24 protein-coding genes are annotated in these 22,821 nt (G+C 65.1%); 18 read left to right on the forward strand and 6 right to left on the reverse strand.

Features of this window, described 5'->3' with window-relative positions:
• Positions 1–79: 79 nt before the first annotated feature.
• Positions 80–2,170, forward strand: coding sequence for a 3-hydroxyacyl-CoA dehydrogenase NAD-binding domain-containing protein (locus Q9246_RS10810; protein WP_306397549.1), 2,091 nt, complete (start codon positions 80–82; stop codon positions 2,168–2,170).
• 76 nt (positions 2,171–2,246) lie between these two features.
• Here Q9246_RS10810 and Q9246_RS10815 read toward each other — a convergent pair whose 3' ends face one another.
• Positions 2,247–3,947: an MFS transporter gene (locus Q9246_RS10815; RefSeq protein ID WP_306397550.1), complete on the reverse strand. Its 1,701-nt coding sequence runs from the start codon at positions 3,945–3,947 to the stop codon at positions 2,247–2,249.
• A 315-nt stretch (positions 3,948–4,262) separates the two neighbouring features.
• Here Q9246_RS10815 and Q9246_RS10820 point away from each other — a divergent pair, with 315 nt between their 5' ends.
• The 3 genes from Q9246_RS10820 to Q9246_RS10830 are packed head-to-tail and all read left to right on the forward strand — an operon-like array spanning position 4,263 to position 6,321.
• A complete protein-coding gene (locus Q9246_RS10820; RefSeq protein WP_306397551.1) occupies positions 4,263–4,565 on the forward strand; it encodes a Dabb family protein in 303 nt (100 codons plus the stop codon).
• A gap of 46 nt (positions 4,566–4,611) precedes the next feature.
• Positions 4,612–5,394 (forward strand): SDR family oxidoreductase, encoded by a 783-nt coding sequence (locus Q9246_RS10825; protein ID WP_306397552.1) that lies wholly within the window; start codon positions 4,612–4,614, stop codon positions 5,392–5,394.
• Between the two features lie 21 nt (positions 5,395–5,415).
• Positions 5,416–6,321 (forward strand): SDR family oxidoreductase, encoded by a 906-nt coding sequence (locus Q9246_RS10830; RefSeq protein ID WP_306397553.1) that lies wholly within the window; start codon positions 5,416–5,418, stop codon positions 6,319–6,321.
• A gap of 190 nt (positions 6,322–6,511) precedes the next feature.
• Here the strand turns inward: Q9246_RS10830 and Q9246_RS10835 are convergent, their stop codons facing one another.
• Genes Q9246_RS10835 through ygfZ form a run of 3 tightly spaced genes read right to left on the reverse strand, consistent with a single transcriptional unit; the run spans position 6,512 to position 8,612 of the window.
• A complete protein-coding gene (locus Q9246_RS10835; RefSeq protein WP_306397554.1) occupies positions 6,512–7,273 on the reverse strand; it encodes an NRDE family protein in 762 nt (253 codons plus the stop codon).
• Complete coding sequence (locus Q9246_RS10840) at positions 7,264–7,551, reverse strand: DUF4936 family protein (protein WP_306397555.1); 288 nt, start codon at positions 7,549–7,551, stop codon at positions 7,264–7,266. Before Q9246_RS10840 ends, Q9246_RS10835 begins: the two co-directional genes overlap by 10 nt.
• Positions 7,552–7,553: 2 nt before the next feature.
• The gene (gene ygfZ / locus Q9246_RS10845) at positions 7,554–8,612 is read right to left on the reverse strand and encodes a CAF17-like 4Fe-4S cluster assembly/insertion protein YgfZ (RefSeq protein WP_306397556.1); all 1,059 of its coding nucleotides are present in this window, start codon (positions 8,610–8,612) and stop codon (positions 7,554–7,556) included.
• 125 nt (positions 8,613–8,737) lie between these two features.
• Here ygfZ and mltG point away from each other — a divergent pair, with 125 nt between their 5' ends.
• The 13 genes from mltG to Q9246_RS10910 all read left to right on the forward strand — a co-directional run bounded on the left by mltG (position 8,738) and on the right by Q9246_RS10910 (position 18,352).
• Positions 8,738–9,739 carry an endolytic transglycosylase MltG gene (gene mltG, locus Q9246_RS10850; protein ID WP_306397557.1) on the forward strand — a complete coding sequence of 334 codons (1,002 nt, stop codon included), beginning with the start codon at positions 8,738–8,740 and terminating at the stop codon, positions 9,737–9,739.
• An 18-nt stretch (positions 9,740–9,757) separates the two neighbouring features.
• On the forward strand, positions 9,758–10,366 hold the full coding sequence (gene tmk / locus Q9246_RS10855; RefSeq protein WP_306397558.1) for a dTMP kinase: 609 nt from the start codon (positions 9,758–9,760) through the stop codon (positions 10,364–10,366).
• A gap of 2 nt (positions 10,367–10,368) precedes the next feature.
• Positions 10,369–11,385: a DNA polymerase III subunit delta' gene (locus Q9246_RS10860; protein ID WP_306398142.1), complete on the forward strand. Its 1,017-nt coding sequence runs from the start codon at positions 10,369–10,371 to the stop codon at positions 11,383–11,385.
• A 10-nt stretch (positions 11,386–11,395) separates the two neighbouring features.
• Positions 11,396–11,773, forward strand: a complete 378-nt coding sequence (locus Q9246_RS10865; protein WP_306397559.1) for a PilZ domain-containing protein — start codon at positions 11,396–11,398, stop codon at positions 11,771–11,773.
• 18 nt (positions 11,774–11,791) lie between these two features.
• A complete protein-coding gene (locus tag Q9246_RS10870) occupies positions 11,792–12,310 on the forward strand; it encodes a GNAT family N-acetyltransferase (protein ID WP_306397560.1) in 519 nt (172 codons plus the stop codon).
• Positions 12,311–12,461: 151 nt separating this feature from the next.
• Entirely contained in the window at positions 12,462–13,244 is a 783-nt protein-coding gene (locus Q9246_RS10875) for a TatD family hydrolase (protein WP_306397561.1), read from the forward strand.
• A 3-nt stretch (positions 13,245–13,247) separates the two neighbouring features.
• Positions 13,248–13,910 carry an ankyrin repeat domain-containing protein gene (locus tag Q9246_RS10880; RefSeq protein ID WP_306397562.1) on the forward strand — a complete coding sequence of 221 codons (663 nt, stop codon included), beginning with the start codon at positions 13,248–13,250 and terminating at the stop codon, positions 13,908–13,910.
• 89 nt (positions 13,911–13,999) lie between these two features.
• Positions 14,000–14,938: a class I SAM-dependent methyltransferase gene (locus tag Q9246_RS10885; protein ID WP_306397563.1), complete on the forward strand. Its 939-nt coding sequence runs from the start codon at positions 14,000–14,002 to the stop codon at positions 14,936–14,938.
• Positions 14,939–15,192: 254 nt separating this feature from the next.
• The gene (locus Q9246_RS10890; RefSeq protein ID WP_306397564.1) at positions 15,193–15,393 is read left to right on the forward strand and encodes a hypothetical protein; all 201 of its coding nucleotides are present in this window, start codon (positions 15,193–15,195) and stop codon (positions 15,391–15,393) included.
• A 118-nt stretch (positions 15,394–15,511) separates the two neighbouring features.
• Entirely contained in the window at positions 15,512–15,739 is a 228-nt protein-coding gene (locus tag Q9246_RS10895) for a DUF6139 family protein (RefSeq protein ID WP_109343563.1), read from the forward strand.
• Positions 15,740–15,953: 214 nt separating this feature from the next.
• Positions 15,954–16,853, forward strand: coding sequence for a lipid A hydroxylase LpxO (gene lpxO / locus Q9246_RS10900; RefSeq protein ID WP_306397565.1), 900 nt, complete (start codon positions 15,954–15,956; stop codon positions 16,851–16,853).
• A gap of 118 nt (positions 16,854–16,971) precedes the next feature.
• Positions 16,972–17,571, forward strand: a complete 600-nt coding sequence (wrbA, locus tag Q9246_RS10905) for an NAD(P)H:quinone oxidoreductase (RefSeq protein WP_306397566.1) — start codon at positions 16,972–16,974, stop codon at positions 17,569–17,571.
• Positions 17,572–17,653: 82 nt separating this feature from the next.
• On the forward strand, positions 17,654–18,352 hold the full coding sequence (locus Q9246_RS10910) for a glutathione binding-like protein (RefSeq protein WP_306397567.1): 699 nt from the start codon (positions 17,654–17,656) through the stop codon (positions 18,350–18,352).
• 1 nt (position 18,353) lies between these two features.
• Here Q9246_RS10910 and Q9246_RS10915 read toward each other — a convergent pair whose 3' ends face one another.
• Together Q9246_RS10915 and Q9246_RS10920 are read right to left on the reverse strand one after the other, a co-directional pair.
• Positions 18,354–19,091: an SDR family oxidoreductase gene (locus Q9246_RS10915; RefSeq protein ID WP_306397568.1), complete on the reverse strand. Its 738-nt coding sequence runs from the start codon at positions 19,089–19,091 to the stop codon at positions 18,354–18,356.
• 218 nt (positions 19,092–19,309) lie between these two features.
• Positions 19,310–21,298, reverse strand: coding sequence for a peptidase U32 family protein (locus Q9246_RS10920; RefSeq protein ID WP_306397569.1), 1,989 nt, complete (start codon positions 21,296–21,298; stop codon positions 19,310–19,312).
• 265 nt (positions 21,299–21,563) lie between these two features.
• On the opposite strand from Q9246_RS10920, the gene Q9246_RS10925 reads away from it, so the two are divergent.
• Entirely contained in the window at positions 21,564–22,667 is a 1,104-nt protein-coding gene (locus tag Q9246_RS10925) for a LacI family DNA-binding transcriptional regulator (protein ID WP_306397570.1), read from the forward strand.
• The last annotated feature ends 154 nt before the right edge of the window (positions 22,668–22,821 follow it).

A 22,821-nucleotide genomic window follows, 5' to 3' on the forward strand; every position in this document is an offset into this window, starting at 1 on the left:
GCCTGAATAGTACGTTCGTGCATTTTCTGCGGTATAGTGGACTGCTCAGCCAGTACCACCTACAAGGAGAACAAGAGACATGAGCGCCGACTACCAGGTCCACGGCAGCGTTGCCGTCATCACCCTGAACAACCCGCCGGTCAACGGCCTGGGACTTGCGACCCGCGCGGCCGCGGTGCAGGGCGTGCAGGACGCCGAGCGTGACCCTGCGGTGACGGCGATCGTGCTCACCGGCGCCGGCAAGGCCTTTTCGGGCGGCGCCGACATCCGCGAATTCAATTCGCCGAAGGCGCTCACGGAGCCGACCCTGCACTCGCTGATCCGGGCGGTCGAGGGCTCCTCGAAACCCATTGTGGCGGCCATCCACGGCGTTGCCATGGGCGGTGGCCTGGAGCTGGCGCTGGGCTGCCACTACCGCGTGGCCCTCCCCGGCGCCCAGATCGCGCTGCCCGAAGTGAAGCTGGGCCTGATCCCAGGCGCCGGCGGCACCCAGCGCCTGCCGCGCCTGCTGGGCCTGGAACAGGCGCTGGAAATGATCCTGGGCGGCGTCCCGGTCCTGTCCGACAAGCTGGCCGGCACGCCCCTGTTCGACGAGGTGTTCGCGCCAGGCGCCGAGCTGCTGCCGGCCGCCATCGCCTTCGCCGAAAAGATCGCCGCCGCGCGTCCGCTGCCGAAGGTGCGCGAACGCGCGGTCGAGCACCCCGACGCTGCCGCTTTCCTGGCGTCGGCGCGGACCAGGGTGGAGGCCACGGCCGGCCCGTTCCCGGCGCCGCGCGCCTGCGTGGAAGCGGTGGCCGCTTCGGTGACGGCCGACTCGTTCGAGGACGGCCTGCGCTTCGAGCGCGAACGCTTCATCCATCTGACGACGACGAGTGAATCGAAGGCGCTGCGCCATGCCTTCTTTGCCGAGCGCTCCGCCGGCAAGGTGCCGGACGTGCCGGCCGACACGCCGCTACGCACCATCGCCACGGCGGCGGTGGTGGGCGCCGGCACCATGGGCGCGGGTATCGCGATGAACTTCGCCAATGCCGGCATCCCGGTCACGATCCTCGAAATGAAGCAGGACGCGCTCGACAAGGGCCTGGCCGGTATCCGCAAGCTGTACGAAGGCAGCGTCAGGAAGGGCAAGCTGGCGCAGGACAAGCTGGAACAGCGCATGGCGCTGATCGGCGGGACGCTGTCCTACGACGCCATCGCCGCAGCCGATATCGTGGTCGAGGCGGTGTTCGAGGACATGGACGTCAAGGAGCTGGTATTCCGCGAACTGGACAAGGTCATGAAACCGGGAGCGATCCTCGCCACCAATACCTCGACGCTCGACGTGAACCGGATCGCCGCCTTCACCAACCGTCCGCAGGACGTGATCGGCCTGCATTTCTTCAGCCCCGCGCACGTGATGAAACTGCTCGAGATCGTGCGTGGCGCGCAGACCGGCAAGGACGTGCTGGCCACGGCGCTGGCGCTGTCGAAAAGGCTGAAGAAGACCGGCGTGGTGGCCGGCGTGTGCGACGGCTTCATCGGCAACCGCATGCTGGAACAGTATCTGCGCCAGGCTTACTTCCTGCTCGAAGAAGGCGCGTTGCCGGAGCAGGTCGACCGCGCGATCGAGGCCTTCGGCTTCGCGATGGGGCCATTCCGCATGAGCGACCTGGCCGGCAATGACATCGGCTGGCATATCCGCAAGCGGCGCGCGCTCGAGGCGCCGGGCTTTACGTATTCGAAGCTGCCCGACCTGCTGTGCGAACAGGGGCGTTTTGGACAGAAGACTGGCGCTGGCTGGTACGACTTCCAGGCGGGCGAGCGCAAGGCGCTTCCTTCGGCCGTGGTGGACGAGATGATCGTGCGCCATTCGGCCGATATCGGCGTGCAGCGCCGCGCGATCGCGGACGACGAAATCGTCGACCGCCTGGTGTATGCGCTGGTGAACGAGGGAGCGAAGATCCTGGAAGAGGGCATCGCGCTGCGGGCGTCCGACATCGATATGGTCTACCTGAGCGGCTACGGTTTCCCGCTGCACCGCGGCGGGCCGATGCTGTATGCCGACACGGTCGGGCTGCCAAAGGTGTTGGCTGCGATCGAGGGATTCGGACGCGGCCGCCAGGGCGATGCCTGGCAGCCGGCGCCGCATCTGGCGCGGCTGGCGGCGCTGGGGCAGGGCTTCAACGGCTGATTGTTGCGAAACCGGGCTGGATCAAAAAAAATGCCGCTGGAGTTCCAGCGGCATTTTTCATGGTGGCCTCGCGGCCTCAGTCGTTGGCGTAGATATTATTGTCCTTGGTCTCCCTGATGAACAGTCCGCCGATCACGAAGGTAATCACCGCGATGACGATCGGATACCACAGGCCGTAATAGATGTCGCCCTTGAACGCCACCAGTGCGAATGCGGTCGTTGGCAGCAGCCCGCCGAACCAGCCGTTACCGATGTGATACGGCAGCGACATCGAGGTGTAGCGGATCCGGGTCGGGAACATCTCGACCAGCATCGCCGCGATCGGGCCGTACACCATGGTCACGTACAGCACCAGGATGAACAGGAACACCACCAGCATCGGCTTGTTGATCTGCGCCGGGTCGGCCTTGTCGGGGTAGCCGGCCGCTTTCAGTGCGCCGTTCACTTCGGCCTTGAGCGCGGTCTCGCTGGCCAGCGATGCCTTGTCGAAGTTCAGGTTATCCTGCGTCATGACGGCGTTGAAGGATTTGAACTCGGTCTCGCCGATCTTGATGGTCGCAACCGTGCCCGGTGGCGCATCGACGCGGTTGTAGCTCACCGAGGCGGCGGTCAGCATGCGCGTAGCGATGTCGCACGAGTTCGGGAATTTCTTGGTGCCGGTGGCGTCGATCTGGAAGCTGCAGGTTGCGGGGTCGGCCACGACCACCACCGGCGCGCTGCGCAGGGCGGCTTCGAGCGCCGGGTTGCCGTAGTGGGTGATGGCCTTGAAGATCGGGAAGTAGGTGGCGGCGGCGATTACGCAGCCGCCGAGGATGATCCACTTGCGGCCGATCTTGTCCGACAGCGCGCCGAATATGATGAAGAACGGGGTCGCCAGCAGCAGCGCGATCGCGATCAGGACGTTGGCGGTCGGCTCGGCGATCTTGAGCGTCTTGGTCAGGAAGAACAGCGCATAGAACTGGCCGGTGTACCACACCACGGCCTGGCCCATCGTCAGGCCGACCAGCGCCAGCAGGGCGACCTTGGCGTTCTTCGGCTTGAGGAAGGCTTCGGACAGCGGCGCTTTCGAGGTCTTGCCCTCGGCCTTCATCTTGGCGAAGGCCGGCGACTCGTTCATCGACAGGCGGATCCAGACCGAGATGCCGAGCAGAATGACCGAGATCAGGAAGGGAATGCGCCAGCCCCAGGCCTGGAATTCTTCTTCGCCGGTCAGGGTGCGGGTGCCCAGGATGACCAGGATCGACAGGAACAGGCCGATCGTCGCGGTGGTCTGGATGAAGGCCGTGAACAGGCCGCGCTTGCCGTGCGGCGCGTGCTCGGCCACATAGGTGGCGGCGCCGCCGTACTCGCCGCCCAGGGCCAGGCCTTGCAGGATGCGCAGCGTAACCAGGATGATCGGCGCTGCGATGCCGATCTGCGAATAGCTCGGCAGGATGCCGACCAGGAAGGTCGAGGCGCCCATCAGCAGGATGGTCACCAGGAAGGTGTACTTACGCCCGATCATGTCGCCCAGGCGGCCGAACACCAGTGCGCCGAACGGGCGCACGATGAAGCCGGCCGCGAAGGCGAGCAGGGCGAAGATGAAGGTGGTATTGGGGTCGCCAATGAAGAATTGCTTGGCGATGATGGTGGCGAGCGAGCCGTACAGGTAAAAGTCGTACCATTCGAAAACGGTGCCGAGGGAAGAAGCGGCAATGACCTTGCGTTCTTCCTTGGTGAGTCCGGCGGAGGTCGGTGCAGCTTGTCCTCCGACAGTGTTGCCGGGTGTGATAGCCATGGGTGTCTCCGTATTTTGTTTGTGTAACCGGAAATGCTGATTGTTGGTCAGCTAACTTCACTGTGCGCTTCAAACCTTACGCGAATCTTGCAACCAGCTTACATGTAGCTGACTCATGCAATCCCGTATGTCGCTTTGACGTGTCGGACAAGACCCCGCTCATAGGAGAGAATCCTCCTATCTAATCTGATAGATAAGCCGATAACTAAATTCAATATTCTTCGCGAACCGTCGTACTGACGCTATGCTATGCTCGATCGGCTTCGCGGCCAGGGCCGCGAGGCGACCCACCATGAATAAAACAGGAACAAAAGAATGATCAAGCACATCGTGATGTGGAAGTTGAAGGAACAGGCCGAGGGCGCCGACCGCGCCGCCAATGCGCGCGAGATGAAGCGCCGGCTCGACGAATGCGCGGCCATCGTTCCGGGCATCCTGACCTTCGAAGTCACCATCGCCCAGCCCGACCTCGAAGCGACCTACGACGTGGTGCTGTACTCGGAATTCGCCGACCGCGCCGCCCTCGACGCTTACATCAAGCACCCGACCCACCAGGCCGTCGTGCCCTTCATCGGCGCCATCCGCGAAGCGCGCCAGTGCATGGACTACGAGGTCTGAGCGGCTCCCCGACCCAATTCCTGATCACGATCACGCTGGAGAACCCATGCGCACCACCCAGGAACTGTTTTCACTGAAGGGCAAGACCGCCATCGTCACCGGCGGTTCGCGCGGGCTGGGCCTGCAGATGGCGCAGGCGCTCGGCGAGCAGGGCGCGCGGCTGGTGATCGCATCGCGCAAGCAGGACGAGCTCGACGCCACGGTGGCCAGGCTGCACGAGCTCGGCATCGAGGCGAGCTGCTTCGCGGGCGACCTGTCCGACCCGGCCCAGGCCCAGGCCCTGGTCGAAACCGCCATCGCCCGCCTTGGCCATGTCGACATCCTGCTCAACAATGCCGGCGCCACCTGGGGCGCGCCGGCCGAGGATTACCCGCTCGAGGCCTGGGACAAGGTGATGAACCTGAATGTGCGCTCGGTATTCCTGGTGTCGCAGGCGGTCGGAAAGCTGTCCATGATCCCGCGCCGCTACGGGCGCATCGTCAATATCTCGTCGATCGCCGGCCTGGCCGGGAATCCGCCCGATGCGATGCAGACGCTGGCGTACAACACGTCCAAGGGCGCGGTGGTAAATTTCACCCGTACGCTGGCCGGCGAATGGGGGCGCTACGGCATCACGGTCAACTCGATCGCGCCCGGCTTCTTCCCGTCGAAGATGACCAGGGGCGTATTGGCCACCTATGGCGCCGACGGCCTGGCCGCCCATGCGCCGCTGGGGCGCCTGGGCGACGACGAAGACCTGAAGGGCGCGGTGGTGCTGTTCGCCTCGGATGCCGGCAAGCACATCACCGGACAGATCCTGGCCGTCGACGGCGGTGTCACGGCCGTCTAGAACAGCAGGAAGGGGAGGCAGATGGACGAATTTAACGGCAAGGTCGTAGTCATCACGGGTGCGGCCAGTGGCATGGGGCGCGAGTTCGCCAATCTCGCGAGCAGCCTGGGCATGAAACTGGTGCTGGCCGACGTCCAGCAGAAACCGCTCGAGAAGGCGGCCGACGAATTGTCGCGGCAGGGCGAAGTGCTGGCGATGGTGTGCGACGTGCGCAAGGGCGCCCACGTGCAGGAACTGGCCGATTCGGCGATGGCGCGCTTCGGCGCCGTGCACCTGGTGTTCAATAATGCCGGCGTCGGCGCGGGCGGGCTGGTTTGGGAGAACTCCGAGGAAGACTGGGAGTGGGTACTGGGCGTGAACCTGTGGGGCGCGATCCACGGCGTGCGCGTGTTCACCCGCGTGATGCTCGAATGCGCGGCCCAGGACCCGGGCTACCGCGGCTGGATCGTCAATACGGCCTCGATGGCCGGCCTGCTCAACTCGCCGGCGCTGGGCATCTATAACGTCTCGAAGCACGCGGTGGTGGCGCTGACCGAAACCCTGTACCACGACCTCAAGCTGGTCGATGCGCCGATCGGCACCTCGGTGCTGTGCCCGTATTTCATCCCGACCGCGATCGCGCAATCGCACCGCCACCGGCCGGACGAACTGCGCACCGACGAGATCATGACCGCGAGCCAGATGGCGGCCCAGGCGCTGACCGAGAAGGCGGTCGGGTCGGGCAAGGTATCGGCGGCGGACGTCGCGCGCCTGACTTTCGATGCGATCCGCGAAGAGCGTTTCTACGTGTATTCGCACCCGCAGGCACTGGGGGCGGTGGCCGAGCGCATGGATGCGCTGGTGCACGCGCGGCCGCCGGCCGATCCGTATGCGGCGACGCCGCATTTGAAGGAAATCCTCAAGGCTGGCATGAAGGGGCGGCGCTGAGGCGGGCTGGAATAATGGTGGCGGTGTGCGGCTGACTTGGGTTCCCGCCTCCGCGGGAACGACGTGCGGACAAAACGGGGAACGTCGAAATTTGCCACTAATCCGAAGACCGTCGTTCCCGCGGAGGCGGGAACCCAAGCCCTCCGAGCACCCACCAGCGTAAATGACGGCCGAGGACCCCCCCCTTTCGTCAAGCCGCGGCAACAACCCCCGGCTGCACCACCCGCTCATGCAATTCCGGCGCCGCATCCCGATACAGCTTGACCACGGTCGAGGTGCGCGTGCCATAGCCGGGCGACTCGATGCACACCGGCGACAGCATGCGCTCGACCTCGATCGGCATCCCGGTCTCGGGCAGCCGCACGTCCGGCGCGCGGGTGGTGTCGGCCAGCATTTCGAAATACGCATCCTCGGGCGCTCCCTGGCACAGCAGGCTCGCGAACTGCGCCTTGGTGCGCAGCACCTTGGGCCACGGCGTATCCAGCAAACCGTTCGAGATGCCGTAGATGCGCCCGCGCTCGAGCGGCTGGCCGTTGCGCGGGTCGTCCTGGCCGCGGTTGGAGTACCAGTACAGGGTCTCGCGGTCGCCCAGCACCAGGTTGTAGCCGTTGTACAGGTCGGGGCGCGCCGCCAGTTCCGCCACGTAGGCCGCCGCATCGAGTTCGCCGCGCAGGTAGTCGGCCACCAGTGCGCCGCGCGACGGCGCGTCGACCCGGCGTTCGCCAGGGGCGCGGATATTGGTCAGGGCCGCGAAGCGCGGGCCGGTGGGGCCGGTGACCGACACGCCCATCCAGCTGCCGCCGCCCTGCAGGTCGCGGCCCGCGATCACGTGCGGCGCATGCGGCCAGGGGCCGGCCGGGGTGGCCGGACGGTCATAGAACTCGTCGCGGTTGGCGCAGGCAATGACGGGCATGCCGGGGACGACGTGCCAGGCGAAGACGATCAGGCACATGGCAGGTCCGTGAAGATTTCGAGACGGCGCGGTCCCGCGAGATGGGGCGCGATGCCGGCGGCGTCGACCGCCTGTGCGAGCTGCGCCGGGAAGGCGTCGGTGACGCCCGGGTAGACTTCCATCCAGGTCTGCAGGCCGTCCTGGTCTTGCGGGCGGCGCTTGAGCTGGACCTGCACGCCGGCGTCCTGCGCCAGGCGGCGCTGCATGGCGTGCACCAGCGGCGCCAGCGTGGCGGCATCGATGGCGCGCACCTTGTAGTAGACGTAGAAGTCTTGCATCGCTAGTCGTCGACCGCGTCGAGGCTATAGGGCATGGGCAGGAAGCGCAGCTGCGCGCCGGCACTCGAACCCAGGCGCACGTCCTCGCCCAGCGCCGCCAGCTTGATCTCGACCAGCGCATCGGCGCCGCCGCGGCCGTTCGGCGCGGCGTTGACGACCATGCCGCAGGGCTGGTCCGGGTCGGCCGTGGAAAACACTTCGTCGCCGGCGCGCGCGGCGGCATTGTCGATGGCGGCCAGCGCCGTACGGCGCTTGATCTTGCCGAGGTATTTGGTGCGCGCGACGATTTCCTGGCCCGGGTAGCAGCCCTTCTTGAAATTGACGCCGCCCAGCAGTTCGAGGTTGACCATCTGCGGCACGAACTGCTCTTGCGTGGCCGCATCCACCTGCGGCTCGCCGGCGTGGATTGCGGCCAGGCGCCAGGCCTGGTTGCCGCCCAGGGCCAGCTCGGCCTTGAGAGCGGGCAGGGCGGCGCTGGCTGCGTCGGCCGTGGCGAGCCACAGATAGCGCGGCGCGCCAAAGGCGTCGTTCAGGCGCAGCACGGTGCCGAACTCGCCGCTGGCGGCGCTCATCGGCGCGGCTGGCAACGTATTGACGAAGCGCCCCAGCACCGCCAATGCCTTGGCGCCGCCAAGACCCAGGACGGCCGTGAATGGCGCTTCGTCGGTGGCGTCGCGCAGCTTGGCTTTGCTGCGCAGCACAAACATCGACAGGCGTTTTTGCAGCGGGGCCTGGATGGCGCGCGGCAGCTGCAAATACACGGCGTCCGCATCGCGCCACATCAGGAAACTGGCTTGCAGACGGCCTTTCGGGGTGCAGAAACCGGCGAAGCGCGCCTCGGTTTGCTGCAAGTGCTCGACGTCGTTGGTGAGCTGGGCGTGCAGGAATTTGGCGGCTTCTTCGCCAGCCACGGCAATCAAACCCTGGTCGGTCACGGTGGCCACGAAACCGGCCGCGAGCGCGTCGGTATCGAGTGGCTGGCCGAAGTCGTCGACTTGCGTTGCTTCATCAATATGAAAGCGGGCGCCGTGCGTGGCGAGGTGGTCTGTCCAGTTACTCATGAAAATCCGAAATATTTTGGCAATTAGGCTTTATCATTACGGCCTCATTATAGAGTTGTCGGGGAAATCGCGCCGAGCGTGCCGCAAACGGCATTCGCGCCTGCAGATTCCCCTGCACAGAACACATGGCACTCATAAAAAAATTATTTGTCGCCGGCGTCGTCGTTACGCTGGTGGCTGCAGGCGGATTCTCGTGGTGGACCAAGCATTCGCTGACGACCGGCGGTGAGCCGATCGAATTCACGATCAATCCCGGCAGCGGGGTCGCGGCCAGCGCCCAGCAGATGGTGGCGGCGGGCGTGCCGATCAACCCGACCATGTTCCGGCTGCTGGCGCGCCTGACGGGCGACGCCGGCCGCATCAAGGCCGGCAGCTACGAGCTGAAACCCAATACCAGTCCGCGCCGCCTGCTCACCCAACTGGTGAACGGCGAGTTCTCGCACGAGGCGGTGACCATCATCGAAGGCTGGACCTTCCGCCAGATGCGCCAGGCAATCAGCGGCCACGACCGGCTCAAGCACGATACCGTCAAGCTGACCGACCAGGAATTGATGGCAAAGATCTCGACCGAGTTCAAGGAGCCGGAGGGCATGTTCTTCCCCGATACCTACCTGTTCGCCAAGGGCTCGTCCGAGATCGAGATCTACCGCCGCGCCCACCAGGCCATGCTGGACCACCTGAACGCGGCCTGGGAAAAGCGCAACAAGGCGCTGCCCTACAAGAGCCCGTACGAGGCCTTGATCATGGCCTCGATCGTCGAGAAGGAAACCGGCCAGAAAAGCGAGCGCAACATGATCGCGGGCGTGTTCGTCAACCGCCTGCGCACCGGCATGCTGCTGCAGACCGACCCGACCGTGATCTACGGCATGGGCGCCAGCTATGCGGGCCAGATCCGCAAGAAGGACCTGCAGACCGACACCCCGTACAATACCTATACGCGCGGCGGCCTGCCGCCGACCCCGATTGCGCTGCCCGGCCTGCAGTCGCTGCATGCGGCGCTGGAGCCGGCCGAGACGCCGGCCTTGTACTTCGTCGCGCGCGGCGACGGCACCAGCCAGTTCTCGAACAACCTGCCCGACCATAACCGGGCCGTCAACCGCTACCAGCGCGGCATCACCACCCAATAATCAGATTCAAGGCTTTACATGCAGGGCAAGTTCATCACATTCGAAGGCATCGACGGCGCCGGGAAATCGACCCATATCGGATTCGTCACCGATTTCCTGGTGGCGCGCGGCAAGAACGTGGTCGCCTCGCGCGAGCCGGGCGGCACGCCGCTGGGCGAGAAACTGCGCGACCACTTGCTGCATGAGCAGATGCATCTCGAAACCGAAGCGCTGCTGATGTTCGCCAGCCGGCGCGAGCACATCGCGCAAGTCATCGCGCCCAATCTCGCCGAAGGCAACTGGGTGCTGTCGGACCGCTTCACCGACGCCAGCTTCGCCTACCAGAGCGGCGGGCGCGGCCTGGCGCGCGGCAAACTGGAGGCGCTCGAGGCCTGGGTCCACCACGACCTGCAGCCCGACCTGACCCTGCTGTTCGACGTGCCGCTCGAAGTGGCGCGCCAGCGCCTGAATGCGACCCGCACGCTGGATAAATTCGAACGCGAGCAGTCCGATTTCTTCGCCCGCTGCCGCGCGGAATACCTGCGCCGCGCCGCGCAATTCCCCGAGCGCTTCGCCGTGATCGACTCGACGCGCAGCATCGCCGAGATCCAGGCCGAGCTGGGCCAGGTACTGGAGAAACTGTTGTGACGATGTACCCATGGCACGGCGCCGCCTGGTCGCAGCTGCAGCAAATGCGCGCGCGCATGCCGCATGCGATCCTGTTCCATGGCCCGGCCGGCACCGGCAAGGCCGGCTTTATCGAAGCCTTCGCCCAGGCCCTGCTGTGCGAAAGCCCGCGGCCCGACGGCCATGCCTGCGGCGCTTGCGCGTCCTGCGGCTGGTTCGTCCAGCACAACCACCCGGACTACCGCCGTGTGCGGCCCGAGGCGCTGGAAGACGAGTTGCCGGCCGAGGGCGAAGAAGGCGACGGCGAACGCAAGTCGAAGTCGACCCGGGCGCCGTCGAAAGAGATCAAGATCGAGCAGATCCGCAACCTGGCGGACTTCATGAATATCTCGACCCACCGCCAGGGCTTGCGGGTGGTGGTGCTGTATCCGGCCGAGGCGCTGAACATGCCCGCCTCGAATGCCTTGCTGAAAACGCTGGAAGAGCCGCCGCCCGGCACCGTGTTCCTGCTCTCGTCCAACAGCCTGGACCGGCTGCTACCGACGATCCTGTCGCGCTGCCGCAAGTTCGCGCTGCCGATGCCGGGGCATGACGAGGCCCTGGCCTGGCTCAGGGAGCAGGGCGTGCCGGACGCCGACAGCTGGCTGCGCGAGCAGGGCGGGGCGCCGCTGGCGGCCCTGGCCGAGTCGAACAACGGCAGCCGCGAGGACATGGAAGCGCTGCTGCAGTTCCTGGCCCGCCCGGCGCCGGACAGCGCGCTGCGCGCCGCCGACAAGCTGGCCAAGGCCGAGCTGCCGGCCCTGGTTTCCTGGACCCAGCGCTGGCTGTACGATGTATTTTCATACAAGCTGTCTGGCAATATCCGCTACTACCCGCGTTATCAAAAAGAACTGGCCGCGCTTGCCGGCCGGGCCCCGGCGGCAAGCCTGCTGCGCGCCATCAAGGCCATGAACGAGCGGCGCGCTGTGGCGGATCATCCTTTGTCGGCAAAATTGTTTGTCGAAGATATGCTGCTTGAGTACACTGCGTGCTGCACATGAAAGGATCACGATGAGCGCCAGCCAGCCAGAGACGAACGCAGCCCAGGCCCCGCGGCCATCGGTGCTGTCGCTGGCGATCAAGGAAAAGGCGGCGCTGTATGCGGCCTATATGCCCTTCCTCAAGAATGGCGGCATGTTCGTGCCCACCAATAAGCCCTACAAGATCGGCGACGAGATCTACCTGATCCTGGCGCTGATGGACGACCCCAATAAATACCCGATCGCCGGCACCGTGGCCTGGATCACGCCGAGCGGCGCCAACAACAACAAGGCGCAAGGCATTGGCGTGCATTTTCCGGCCGACGAGGCCGGCCAGCGCGCCAAGGCCCGCATCGAAGAGATCCTCGGCGCGGCGCTGCGGTCCTCGCGCGCTACCCATACCCTGTAACTTCCATCACCACGCTGCATGCCTTCCTACGTTCATCGCCTGGCCCGATTCGACGACCTGCCAGCCATCGTCGACATCTACAATTCCACCATCGCTTCGCGCGAAGTCACCGCCGACACCGAACCCATCACTGTCCAGTCGCGCGAAGCCTGGTTCCGCGACCATACGCCGGAGCGCCGGCCGCTGTGGGTCATCCACGATGCGGATGACCGCAGCGAGCAGCCGGTCGTGCTGGGCTGGCTGTCGTATTCCAATTTCTATGGCCGGCCGGCGTATTCGGGCACGGCCGAGGTGTCGATCTATATCGCCGAGCAGGCGCGCGGCCAGGGCCTGGGGCGGTATTGCCTGGATCTGGCGATTGCCCACGCGCCCGAGGTCAAGGTGCATACCTTGCTGGGCTTCATCTTTGGCCATAACCAGCCGAGCCTGGCGCTGTTCCGCAAATATGGCTTCGAGACCTGGGCCAATTTTCCGCGCGTGGCCAATCTCGATGGGATCGAGCGCGACCTGATCATTCTCGGCAAGCGGGTGGGCTGAGGTGAACTTGGGCCCCCGCCTTCGCGGGGGCGACGGTGGGTTGCGCGGGGGTGAAGGTGGTTTGCGCGGGGGTGACGGTGGTTTGCGAGGGGGTGACGGTGGTTTGCGAGGGGGCGCGGATCGCTGGCCTGGGGTCTTGTACAATGGCGGGATGTTTATCGATTCCCATTGCCATATCAATTTCCCGGAGCTGGCAGCCCGCATGCCCGAGGTCCTGGCCAAGATGGCCGAGAACAAGGTGATGCACGCCCTGTGCGTGTCGGTGGATTTGCCGGACTTCCCGCAAGTGCTCGCGCTGGCCGAGCAGCATCCCCATATCTTCGCCTCGGTCGGCGTCCATCCCGACTACGAAGACACGCCGGAACCGACCGTGCAGCAACTGGTCGAACTGGCAAATCACCCGAAGATCGTCGCCATCGGCGAGACCGGCCTCGACTACTACCGCCTCGAGGGCGATCTGGAATGGCAGCGCGAGCGCTTCCGCGTCCATATCCGCGCCTCGCGCGAGACCCGCAAGCCGCTGATCATCCATACCCGCGCGGCCAGCGAGGACACGATCCGCCTGATGAAGGAAGAGGGCGCCGGCACGGGTGCAGGCGGCGTGGCCGGCGTCATGCACTGCTTCACCGAATCGCTCGCGGTGGCCGAAGCCGCCATGGAGCAGGGTTTCTACATCTCGTTCTCGGGCATCGTCACGTTTAAAAGCGCCAAGGAGTTGCAGGCGGTGGCGCTTGCCGTGCCGCTCGACCGCATGCTGATCGAGACCGACTCGCCCTACCTGGCGCCGGTGCCGTTCCGCGGCCGTATGAACGAGCCGGGCTATGTGGCCCACGTGGCCGAGTACATCGCCACGCTCAAGGGTGTCTCGCTGCGCGAGGTTGCCGAGCGCACCAGCGAGAATTTCTTCAAGCTGTTTAATACCGCCAGGAGCTGACCGATGCCGATCCGCCGCTTGCTTGCCACCAGCCTGCTGTTTGCCGTGATGGCCAGCGCCCATGCCGCGCCACCGCCGCCGAGCGAGCAGCAGGTGACGGCCTTCTTCCGCGCCGTGCAGCTGGACGATGCCGACACGGTGCGCACGATGGTCGGCGCGGTCGTCAACGCCAATGAGTTGAACCCGCTGGGCGGCGAGCCGCCGCTGGTGCTGGCGATCCGCGAGGGATCGCGCGAAGTGGTGCGCGAGCTGCTGCGCCATCCCGGCACCGACCTCGAGCGCCAGGCGCTGAACGGCAACACGGCGCTGATGATGGCCGCCTTCAAACGCGACGAGGACGTGGTGCGCGCGCTGCTGGCCAAGGGCGCGAAGGTCAACCAGCCGGGGTGGACTGCGCTGCACTATGCCGCCGCCAGCGGCGACGAGAAGATCGCGCAACTGCTGATCGAGCGCGGCGCCCAGATCGACGCGCTGTCGCCGCGCGCCAGCGGCGCCTTCACGCCGCTGATGCTGGCCGCGCGCGAGGGGCAGGAATCGACTGCGCGCCTGCTGCTGGCGCGTGGCGCGAAAGTCGGCCTCAAGAACACCGAAGGACACACGGCGGCCCAGATTGCCAAGCAGGCGGGCCGGGAGAAACTGGCGGACGAATTGCGAATTGGACGGTAAAACGCTCTCAGCTCGACCAATTGCGTGGGGGCAAGTGTATCCATAATGGTTCCACGGTCAAACGACCACCCGACCAATCAAGGATACCCATGCTCAACGAACGCGAAATCGAAAGCTGCTACCTGGGGCAGTTCATTCCAGTCCACTACCATCACAATATGCTGATGGACAAGAACCGGATGCACAGCTTCAAGGCCGCCATCCATTACGCGGTCTTCCCCGGCGCGAAAGTGCTGGAGCTGGGCGGCGGTACCGGCGTGCTGTCCTTCTTCGCGGCCCAGAGCGCCTCGAAAGTCTATTGCGTCGAGTTCAACCCCGACATGGTCATGGAAGCGCGCCGCTTCCTGGCGATGAACGAGAACGGCCACAAGGTCGAGGTGGTGCACGCCGACGCCTTCGATTACCTGCCGCCGGAGCCGGTCGACGTCGTGATCTGCGAGATGATCCACGTGGGCATGCTGCGCGAAAAGCAGGTCGAGGTGATCGAGTCGTTCAAGCGCCGCTACCTGGCCAAGTTCGGCGGCCCGCTGCCGATGTTCATGCCCGAGGCCGTGATCATGGCGGCCCAGCCCCTGCAGCAGGAATACGATTTCGACGGCTTCCACGCCCCGATCGTCCAGTTCCAGGAAACCGGCGTGGTCCAGCCGGCCACGGTCGAGCTGGCCCAGCCGGCCGTCTACAGCATCCTCGATTTCAGCCAGCCGGTCGATGGCCTGATCGCCTGGGAAGGCTCGTTCGTGGTCGAGCAGGGCGGCACCCTGAACGCGCTGCGCTTCGTGACCAAGAACGTGCTGGCGATCGTGCCGGAGCGCTCGACCACCATCGATTGGCTCAACCACTACATGACCCTGCCGTTGTACCGGCCGCTCGAAGTCAAGGCCGGCGACCTGCTGCGGGTGTCCTTCGCCTACCGCGCCGGTGGCTCGATCCCGTCGCTGCAAGCGTCGATCAAGGCCGAGGTGATGCGCCAGCAGGAGGCCACGGACGCCCACGCTCCGGCCATGCAGGAAGCCGCGGCCGTCGCCTGACGCGAAACCTGATCCAGGTCGTCCCCGCGGAGGCGGGGACCCAAGCTTGCCCGCACAGCTACTGCGATATCCGTCAGTGGTTGGCCGACTACTTGGGTCCCCGCCTGCGCGGGGACGACGTGCCAGCGCAGCGGGTCACGGCTGCCCTCTACCGTTCATACCGTCTTTTCCCCCGTTCATCGCACAGCGCTGGCCCCATGATGGCCTTCCGCCTACATTGTCGACCATGCCGATGTTTCTCATGGAGGAAGACAATGCTGAGTTTCCTGGTATGGTTGGTCCTGCTGTTCCTTTGCTGGCCAATCGCGCTGCTTGCCCTGGTACTGTATCCTGTGGTGTGGCTGCTGTTGCTGCCGCTGCGCCTGCTGGGCATCGGCGTCGATGCCGTGTTCAGCCTGCTGCGCGCCATCGTCATGCTGCCCGCGCGCGTGCTCGGCCACCAGCCGGTGCGCTGAAGGATATTGGGGCGTTCGGCAGAATGTTCGGCAAATAACAGACGTTGGCCACGCGATCTTCTACTGTGGAGCTGCGCGCTTTCATCCGGAAAGTGCGCATTAATAGAGGAAAATGACTATGCGCCTGGATATTTACCGCAGAGCCGAACACGACGGCAAATTCTCGTACCTGGCCGTGCCCGAAGCCAAGAACATCCCCGAGGAAGCCACCAATACCGATTGGGAAATCGAAGCCCGCGCCTTCGAGGTCGACGACAATGCCGACCAGATCGAAGATTTCGACATCGATAACCTCAACGGCCAGATCGCCGAAAAAGGCTATGCGATGACGTCGGTACTGCACTGACATTTTCCTGGCGGGCAATGCCCGCTACCGCCGGCACGGGGGCCAGTTTCCCGCGCGCCGGCGCCGCCCGACGCCGTGTTTCGCAGTCGGTGTGGCGCACCCGTTTCCGCTCTTTCACAAGTCGGCAGGCCCTCCACGGCCGGGTAGCCGATGTGGTATCCTGCGTCCTTGATCAAGGTAGTCAGCCGTGGACGTGGCTGCGATGGAGAATGCGATGAAGTGGGTAGTGGTAGGTTTCTATATTCTGTCCATCCTGCACATCCACTTCCGCGGGCGTGTGCGCCTGCCGTTCCGCCGCCAGATTTTCGACCACTCGTCGTTCATGGCGCCGATCAACATCTTCATGCACAAGTTCTCGAAGGTGCCGAGCACGCCCTTCATCCCGGTGAGCGAGTTCCCCGAACTGGCGCGCCTGCAAGAGAACTGGCCGATCATCCGTGCCGAAGCCGAGAACCTGCTCGCGCTCAAGAAGATCAAGGCCGCCGAGCAGAACGACGATGCCGGCTTCAATTCCTTCTTCAAGAACGGCTGGAAGCGCTTCTACCTCAAGTGGTACGACGCCAGCCATCCGTCGGCCGAACGCCTGTGCCCGCAGACCTACGCCTTGCTGCAATCGATCCCGTCGGTCAAGGCCGCGATGTTCGCCGAGCTGCCGCCGGGCGGCAAGCTGAACCCGCACCGCGACCCGTTCGCCGGCTCGATGCGCTACCACCTGGGCCTGGCCACGCCGAACGACGACCGCTGCTTCATCGAGGTCGACGGCGAGCGCCACAGCTGGCGCGACGGCCAGGGCGTGGTGTTCGACGAAACCTTCATCCACTGGGCCATCAATGGCAGCGAGAGCGACCGCGTGATCCTGTTCTGCGACGTCGAGCGGCCGATGCGCTACCGCTGGATGGGCGCTTTCAACCGCTGGTTTGGCCGCACCGTCATGACCGCCGCCGCTTCGCCGAACGAGACCGGCGACCAGGTCGGCCTGGTGAGCAAGCTGTTCCGCATCTCCTTCTATGCCGGCCAGTACCGGCGCCGCTTCAAGGCCTGGAACAAGACCGCCTACAACATCACCCGCGTGGCGCTGGTCGTCGCCCTGATCGCCTTCATCGTCTGGCTCTGACTTAAGCCGTAATGCGTGCGGGCCGCCCGGCCTGCACAATCCATGTGTTACCGAAAACGGACGTTACGCCATTGTGGCTACAATGGCCGTCCAGACACCCACTCATGGAGGCAAGTCAATGGCAAAGGTACTGGTTCTGTATTACTCGTCGTATGGCCACATCGAGACGATGGCGAATGCCGTCGCTGAAGGCGCGCGCAGCACGGGCGCGACGGTCGACGTCAAGCGGGTTCCCGAAACCGTCCCCGAGGACGTCGCCAAGGGCGCCCACTTCAAGCTGGAGCAGGCCGCGCCGGTCGCCAAGGTCGATGAGCTGGAGCATTACGACGCCATCATCGTCGGCGCGCCGACCCGCTATGGCCGCATGCCGGGCCAGATGGCGGCCTTCCTCGACCAGACCGGCGGCCTGTGGGCGCGCGGCGCGCTCAACGGCAAGGTCGGCGGCGCCTTCACCTCGACCGCCACCCAGCACGGCGGCCAGGAAGCGACCCTGTTCTCGATCATCACCAACCTGCTGCACTTCGGCATGACCATCGTCGGCCTTCCGTACAGCTACCAGGACCAGATGACGCTGGACGAGATCGTCGGTGGCAGCCCGTATGGCGCCACCACCATCGCCGGCGGCCAGGGCCAGCGCCAGCCGAGCGAAAAAGGCCTGGGCGGCGCGCGCTTCCAGGGCGAGCTGATCGCGAAGACGGCGAACAAACTGTTCGGTTGATCCACCGGCAGCCCGGTACAAGCAACCGGCCCCGATATGCGCTATCGTAGGCATCCTGTCCAACCGACGAGGTGCCTACGCTATGTCCGACCTGTCCGCTTTCCCCATCACCGAGAAATGGCCAGCGCAACATCCCGAGCGCTTGCAGCTGTATTCGCTGCCGACGCCGAACGGGGTCAAGATCCCGATCATGCTCGAAGAGATCGGCATGCCTTATGAGGTGCACAAGGTCGATTTCTCGAAGGACGATCAGAATTCGCCGGCCTTCCTGTCGCTCAACCCGAACAATAAAATCCCCGCCATCCTCGATCCCGACGGCCCGGGCGGCAAGCCGCTCGCGCTGTTCGAATCGGGCGCCATCCTGATCTACCTGGCCGACAAGTCGGGCCAGCTGCTGCCGAAGGACCCGGCCGCGCGCTACCACGCGATCCAGTGGCTGATGTTCCAGATCGGCGGGATCGGGCCCATGTTCGGGCAGGTCGGCTTCTTCACCAAATTCGCCGGCAAGGAGTATGAAGACAAGCGTCCGCGCGACCGCTACGTGGCGGAATCGCGCCGCCTGCTGGGCGTGGTCGATGCCCAGCTGGCGCGCCATGCCTGGATCGCAGGCGAGGAATTCACGATCGCCGACATTGCGATCTTCCCGTGGATTAACAACCTGTTCACCTTCTACGAAGCGAGCGAGCTGGTCGGCGCTACCGACTTCACGCACGTGACGGCCACGCTGGCGCGCTTCCTGGCGCGGCCGTCGGTGCAGAAGGGTCTCAAGATCCCCGCGTGAATCAGTAAGGACTGGCGGTCGGGCGCACGATCATTTCGCTGACATCGACGTCGGCCGGCTGTTCGATGGCGAAGGCGATGGCGCGCGCGATGGCTTCCGGCTTGATCGCCACCTTGCGGAATTCGCGCATCGTGTCGCGGGCGAGGCCGTCCGAGATCGTGTCCGCCAGTTCCGATTCCACCACGCCCGGCGAGACCAGCGTCACGCGGATGTCGCCGCCCACTTCCTGGCGCAGGCCTTCGGTGATGGCGGCCACCGCGAACTTGGTGGCGCAGTACACGGCGGCCGTGGGGCTGACGGCATAGGCGCCGATCGACGCGATATTAATGAACTGGCCGCTGCGCCGCGCCTGCATGCCCGGCAGCACGGTGGCGATGCCGTGCAATACACCGCGGATGTTCACGTCGATCATGCGGTTCCATTCGTCGATCTTGAGTGCCTCGAGTTTCGACAGCGGCATCACGCCCGCATTATTGACCAGCACGTCGACCTGGCCGTGGCGCTCGACGGCGAAGGCGACGAACTCGCGCATGCTCTCCAGGCTCGTCACATCCAGTTGGGCGACGTCGGCCACGCCGCCGGCTTCGCGGATGTCGGCGGCCAGCGCGACCAGGCGTTCGGTGCGCCGGGCGCCCAGCACTACGCGGTGGCCGAGCGCGGCAAGGTGGCGGGCGGTGGCTTCGCCGATGCCGCTGCTGGCGCCGGTGATCAGGACGACTTTGGACAGTTGGTCTTGCATGATTGGCTCCTTGATGTGATTGGACAGTGGAGCCAGTATGGAGGGGTACGTGCGCGCTGCCCATGCCGAAAAATCGACCGGGATTGCACAATCGTCCGAAAAAGAAAATTGCATAAGCGTTCGACGACGCTAGCGTGCAATCACGTTAACGTAGAAACGTCGTTCCCGCGAAGGCGGGAACGACGTTCTGGTGCTAACGGATGATGGCGGCCGCGTAATTACGCCGGCGACGTCGCCTTGTCGCGCGGACGCTGGCGGTGGAAGGTCAGCGGCGTATATTCCACGTTCGACGGCGGCGGCGACTTGAGGATGTTGCTTTTCATGGCGCCGACCACGTGCATCTCGCACGGCTTGCAGTCGAAGCGCAGCGTGTACTTCTCGTCGCCGCTCACCAGGGTCATCGGCTCGGCCTTCACCTGGCCCTGCACGCCTTGCACGCCCTTGGCCTGTTTCGGGCACAGGTTGAACGAGAAGCGCAGGCAGTGCTTGGTGATCATCAGCGACACCTCGCCCGCTTCCTCGTGCGCCTCGTAGGCCGCATCGATCAGCCGCACGCCGTGCTTGTGATAGAAGGCGCGCGCCTTTTCGTTGTAGACGTTGGCCAGGTAGCTGAGCTGCTCTTCCGGATACACCGCAGGCGGTTCCGCCGGGGCCTTGCGCTGCGGGCGTTCCCAGGCCGCCAGGCGCGCGGCTTCATGCGCCGCGACGGCATCGCGGCGCAGCGCATTGATGGCGCCGTTCGGCACGAACCACGGCTGCGACAGCGCCAGTTCGACGTGGCCGCATTCGAACATCGTGTTGCCCAGCTTGGCCAGGCTGGCGCGCAGCGAGGCCTCGGCCTGCGCCGCCTGCTGGGCCGGTTGCAGTTCGATCGCGGCCTCGAGCGACGAGGCGATGCCGTCTTCGTCGACGATGTCCAGGCGCAGGCCGCCCGCCACTTCGCTCAGGATCAGGTCGACCGCCACCTTGCGCTCGGACGATTTTTTGTTGAGCGTGGCTTCCCACTGGTGGTCGCGGTTGCGGTGGACGACGGTGCCCACCTTCAGGCCGGCCAGGGACTGCATCGGCTCGTTCGGGTAGACGCGCCAGCGCTGGCCATCGGGCTCGTCGCCCAGCTTCTCGGCGCGGTTGGCCTGGATGCCGCAGGTGTCGCGCTTGTGCATGTAGTTCAGGCCATCGCCATTGGCCATCGGCGCGGTGGTGACCAGGTCGAAGCTGTCGCCGTTCAGGCGCGCCACGATGCCCAGTTCCACGCCCACGTATTTGGGCGAGTCGAAGGCGCCGATGTCGGTCAGGCGGCCCTGGGCGAAGTATTCGGTATGGCCGCGGTGGAAGTTCTTGTCGACGTCGGGCGTAAACATCACGCGCGTGCGGCCGCTGGCGGCGCGCGTGAATTCCGGACGGCGCTCGAGCAGTTCGTCGAGCAGCAGGCGGTAGTGGGCAGTGATGTTCTTCACATAGCCCATGTCCTTGTAGCGGCCCTCGATCTTGAACGAGCGGATGCCGGCGTCGACCAGCGCTTCCAGGTTGCGGCTCTGGTCATTGTCTTTCATCGACAGCAGGTGCTTGTCGTAGGCCACCACGCGGCCCTGGCCGTCGCTCAGGGTATAGGGCAGGCGGCAGGCCTGCGAGCAGTCGCCGCGGTTGGCCGAACGGCCGGTGTCGGCGTGCGAGATATAGCACTGGCCCGAGAACGCCACGCACAGCGCGCCGTGCACGAAGTATTCGAGCGGGGTGTCGACCGTGGCGTGGATCTTGCGGATCTGCTCGACCGTCAGTTCGCGCGCCAGCACCAGCTGCGAAAAGCCGACGTCGCCCAGGAATTTGGCCTTGTCGGCCCCGCGGATGTCGCACTGGGTGCTGGCGTGCAGCTGGATCGGCGGCAGGTCGAGTTCGAGCAGGCCCATGTCCTGGATGATCAGGGCGTCGACACCGGCCTCGTACAGCTGCCAGATCTGCTTGCGCGCCAGATCGAGTTCGCTGTCGTGCATGATCGTGTTCATGGTCACGAAGATGCGCGCGCGGTAGCCGTGGGCAAACTTGACCAGCGCGGCGATGTCTTCCAGCGGATTGCTGGCATTGTGGCGCGCCCCGAAGGCCGGGCCGCCGATGTACACGGCGTCGGCGCCGTGGAGGATTGCCTCGCGGCCGATCTCGGCGGTCTTGGCGGGCGAGAGCAATTCGAGCTCGTGGGCAAGCAGGGACATGGGTGTTTCCTTTGGGGCGAAGGACGAAATTATAGCGGTATGGCGTCCCTGCGTCATGTGCAGGGGACGTCGCACGCCCCAAAGTGTGCACATGGCGCTATCATGGTTCGTTTCGCGTCACGATGTTAGCGCAAACTCACGATGCATAGCCGCAAGTTTCCTAAGGACGATAGTTACTTGGCATTCATTGCTAGTCCCCGATGCCAATTTCTTAACTGTGCTAACATCAATAAACATTACTAACTTCTAAGAGAAATTCACCAACATGAGCAAAGCGAGCATCGAGGCCGTCCGAGAATCGATGGAGCAGGGCAAGCCCACCATGGTGGACGTGGCCAAGCTCGCCGGCGTGTCGGCGATGACCGTATCCCGTGTCATGAACGGCAAGAGCCTGGTGCGCGAAAGCACCCGCCGCAAGGTGGCCGAGGCCGTTGCGGCGCTCAACTACACGCCAAACCAGGAGGCGCGCAACCTGGCCGGCTCCAAGCCGATCCGCGTCGGCTTCTTGTACAGCAACCCGAGCGCGGCCTACCTGAGCGAATTCCTGGTCGGCCTGCTCAACCAGTCGGGCCTCAACAACGTCCAGCTGTTCGTCGAAAAGTGCGAGGCCGGCAACCACGAGATCGAACACACCCAGCGCCTGATCAACAATGGCCTGGACGGCGTGATCCTGCCGCCGCCGCTGTGCGACAGCGTGGCCGTGCTCGAATGCGTCGAGCGCGCTGGGATTCCGGCAGTGGTGGTGGCCTGCGGGTCGCCGGCGCCGGGCGTCGGCGCGGTCAGCATCGACGATTACGAGGCCGCCCACTACATGACGCGCCACCTGATCGCGCTGGGCCACCAGCGCATCGGCTTCGTGGTCGGCCACCCGAACCAGACTGCCAGCGCGCGCCGCCTCGAGGGCTATCGCAAGGCGATCGCCGAGAAGGGCGCCGACGCCTCCGAAGAGCTGGTGGTGCAGGGCATGTTCACCTACCGCTCCGGCCTGGACGCGGCCGAGCAGCTGCTGGCGTTGGCCGACCGCCCGACGGCGATCTTCGCCAGCAACGACGACATGGCCGCCGCTACGGTGGCGGTCGCGCACCGGCTCGGCCTGGACGTGCCGGGCGACCTGACCGTCACGGGCTTCGACGATACTGCCCTGGCCACCACTATCTGGCCCGAACTGACCACGGTGCGCCAGCCGATCGCCGGCATGGCGCGCGAGGCGGTGCAGGCGCTGGTGCGGCGGGTGCGGGCAATGCGCGAGCACGAGCCGGCCGAGCCGGAGCAGACCCGCATGAAGTTCGAGCTGGTGCGCCGCCAGTCGGACGCCGCTCCGCGTATCCGTCCGCCAGCGCGCCTGCCGGCCGCCGCCAAGGCGCGCTGAGCGCGTGCATACATCGGGGTTCCCAACCCCGATGAAACCCATTTCAATAATTCGTTGACAACCGTTCACGGGGCCGATTAGACTGGGATGATTGCGCTAACAGTTCTGTTAAGGGAATGTCGTAGCGCATCCATAATACTCAGAATAATCTGGA

The sequence above is a fragment of the Telluria beijingensis genome, from assembly GCF_030770395.1.
In the GTDB taxonomy this organism is placed as follows: domain Bacteria; phylum Pseudomonadota; class Gammaproteobacteria; order Burkholderiales; family Burkholderiaceae_D; genus Telluria; species Telluria beijingensis.

Coding starts and splice junctions, on each gene's coding strand:
- Q9246_RS10810 (WP_306397549.1), top strand. CDS start 80: ATGAGCGCCGACTACCAGGTCCACGGCAGCGTTGCCGTCATCACCCTG.
- Q9246_RS10815 (WP_306397550.1), bottom strand. CDS start 3,947: ATGGCTATCACACCCGGCAACACTGTCGGAGGACAAGCTGCACCGACC.
- Q9246_RS10820 (WP_306397551.1), top strand. CDS start 4,263: ATGATCAAGCACATCGTGATGTGGAAGTTGAAGGAACAGGCCGAGGGC.
- Q9246_RS10825 (WP_306397552.1), top strand. CDS start 4,612: ATGCGCACCACCCAGGAACTGTTTTCACTGAAGGGCAAGACCGCCATC.
- Q9246_RS10830 (WP_306397553.1), top strand. CDS start 5,416: ATGGACGAATTTAACGGCAAGGTCGTAGTCATCACGGGTGCGGCCAGT.
- Q9246_RS10835 (WP_306397554.1), bottom strand. CDS start 7,273: ATGTGCCTGATCGTCTTCGCCTGGCACGTCGTCCCCGGCATGCCCGTC.
- Q9246_RS10840 (WP_306397555.1), bottom strand. CDS start 7,551: ATGCAAGACTTCTACGTCTACTACAAGGTGCGCGCCATCGATGCCGCC.
- ygfZ (WP_306397556.1), bottom strand. CDS start 8,612: ATGAGTAACTGGACAGACCACCTCGCCACGCACGGCGCCCGCTTTCAT.
- mltG (WP_306397557.1), top strand. CDS start 8,738: ATGGCACTCATAAAAAAATTATTTGTCGCCGGCGTCGTCGTTACGCTG.
- tmk (WP_306397558.1), top strand. CDS start 9,758: ATGCAGGGCAAGTTCATCACATTCGAAGGCATCGACGGCGCCGGGAAA.
- Q9246_RS10860 (WP_306398142.1), top strand. CDS start 10,369: ATGTACCCATGGCACGGCGCCGCCTGGTCGCAGCTGCAGCAAATGCGC.
- Q9246_RS10865 (WP_306397559.1), top strand. CDS start 11,396: ATGAGCGCCAGCCAGCCAGAGACGAACGCAGCCCAGGCCCCGCGGCCA.
- Q9246_RS10870 (WP_306397560.1), top strand. CDS start 11,792: ATGCCTTCCTACGTTCATCGCCTGGCCCGATTCGACGACCTGCCAGCC.
- Q9246_RS10875 (WP_306397561.1), top strand. CDS start 12,462: ATGTTTATCGATTCCCATTGCCATATCAATTTCCCGGAGCTGGCAGCC.
- Q9246_RS10880 (WP_306397562.1), top strand. CDS start 13,248: ATGCCGATCCGCCGCTTGCTTGCCACCAGCCTGCTGTTTGCCGTGATG.
- Q9246_RS10885 (WP_306397563.1), top strand. CDS start 14,000: ATGCTCAACGAACGCGAAATCGAAAGCTGCTACCTGGGGCAGTTCATT.
- Q9246_RS10890 (WP_306397564.1), top strand. CDS start 15,193: ATGCTGAGTTTCCTGGTATGGTTGGTCCTGCTGTTCCTTTGCTGGCCA.
- Q9246_RS10895 (WP_109343563.1), top strand. CDS start 15,512: ATGCGCCTGGATATTTACCGCAGAGCCGAACACGACGGCAAATTCTCG.
- lpxO (WP_306397565.1), top strand. CDS start 15,954: ATGAAGTGGGTAGTGGTAGGTTTCTATATTCTGTCCATCCTGCACATC.
- wrbA (WP_306397566.1), top strand. CDS start 16,972: ATGGCAAAGGTACTGGTTCTGTATTACTCGTCGTATGGCCACATCGAG.
- Q9246_RS10910 (WP_306397567.1), top strand. CDS start 17,654: ATGTCCGACCTGTCCGCTTTCCCCATCACCGAGAAATGGCCAGCGCAA.
- Q9246_RS10915 (WP_306397568.1), bottom strand. CDS start 19,091: ATGCAAGACCAACTGTCCAAAGTCGTCCTGATCACCGGCGCCAGCAGC.
- Q9246_RS10920 (WP_306397569.1), bottom strand. CDS start 21,298: ATGTCCCTGCTTGCCCACGAGCTCGAATTGCTCTCGCCCGCCAAGACC.
- Q9246_RS10925 (WP_306397570.1), top strand. CDS start 21,564: ATGAGCAAAGCGAGCATCGAGGCCGTCCGAGAATCGATGGAGCAGGGC.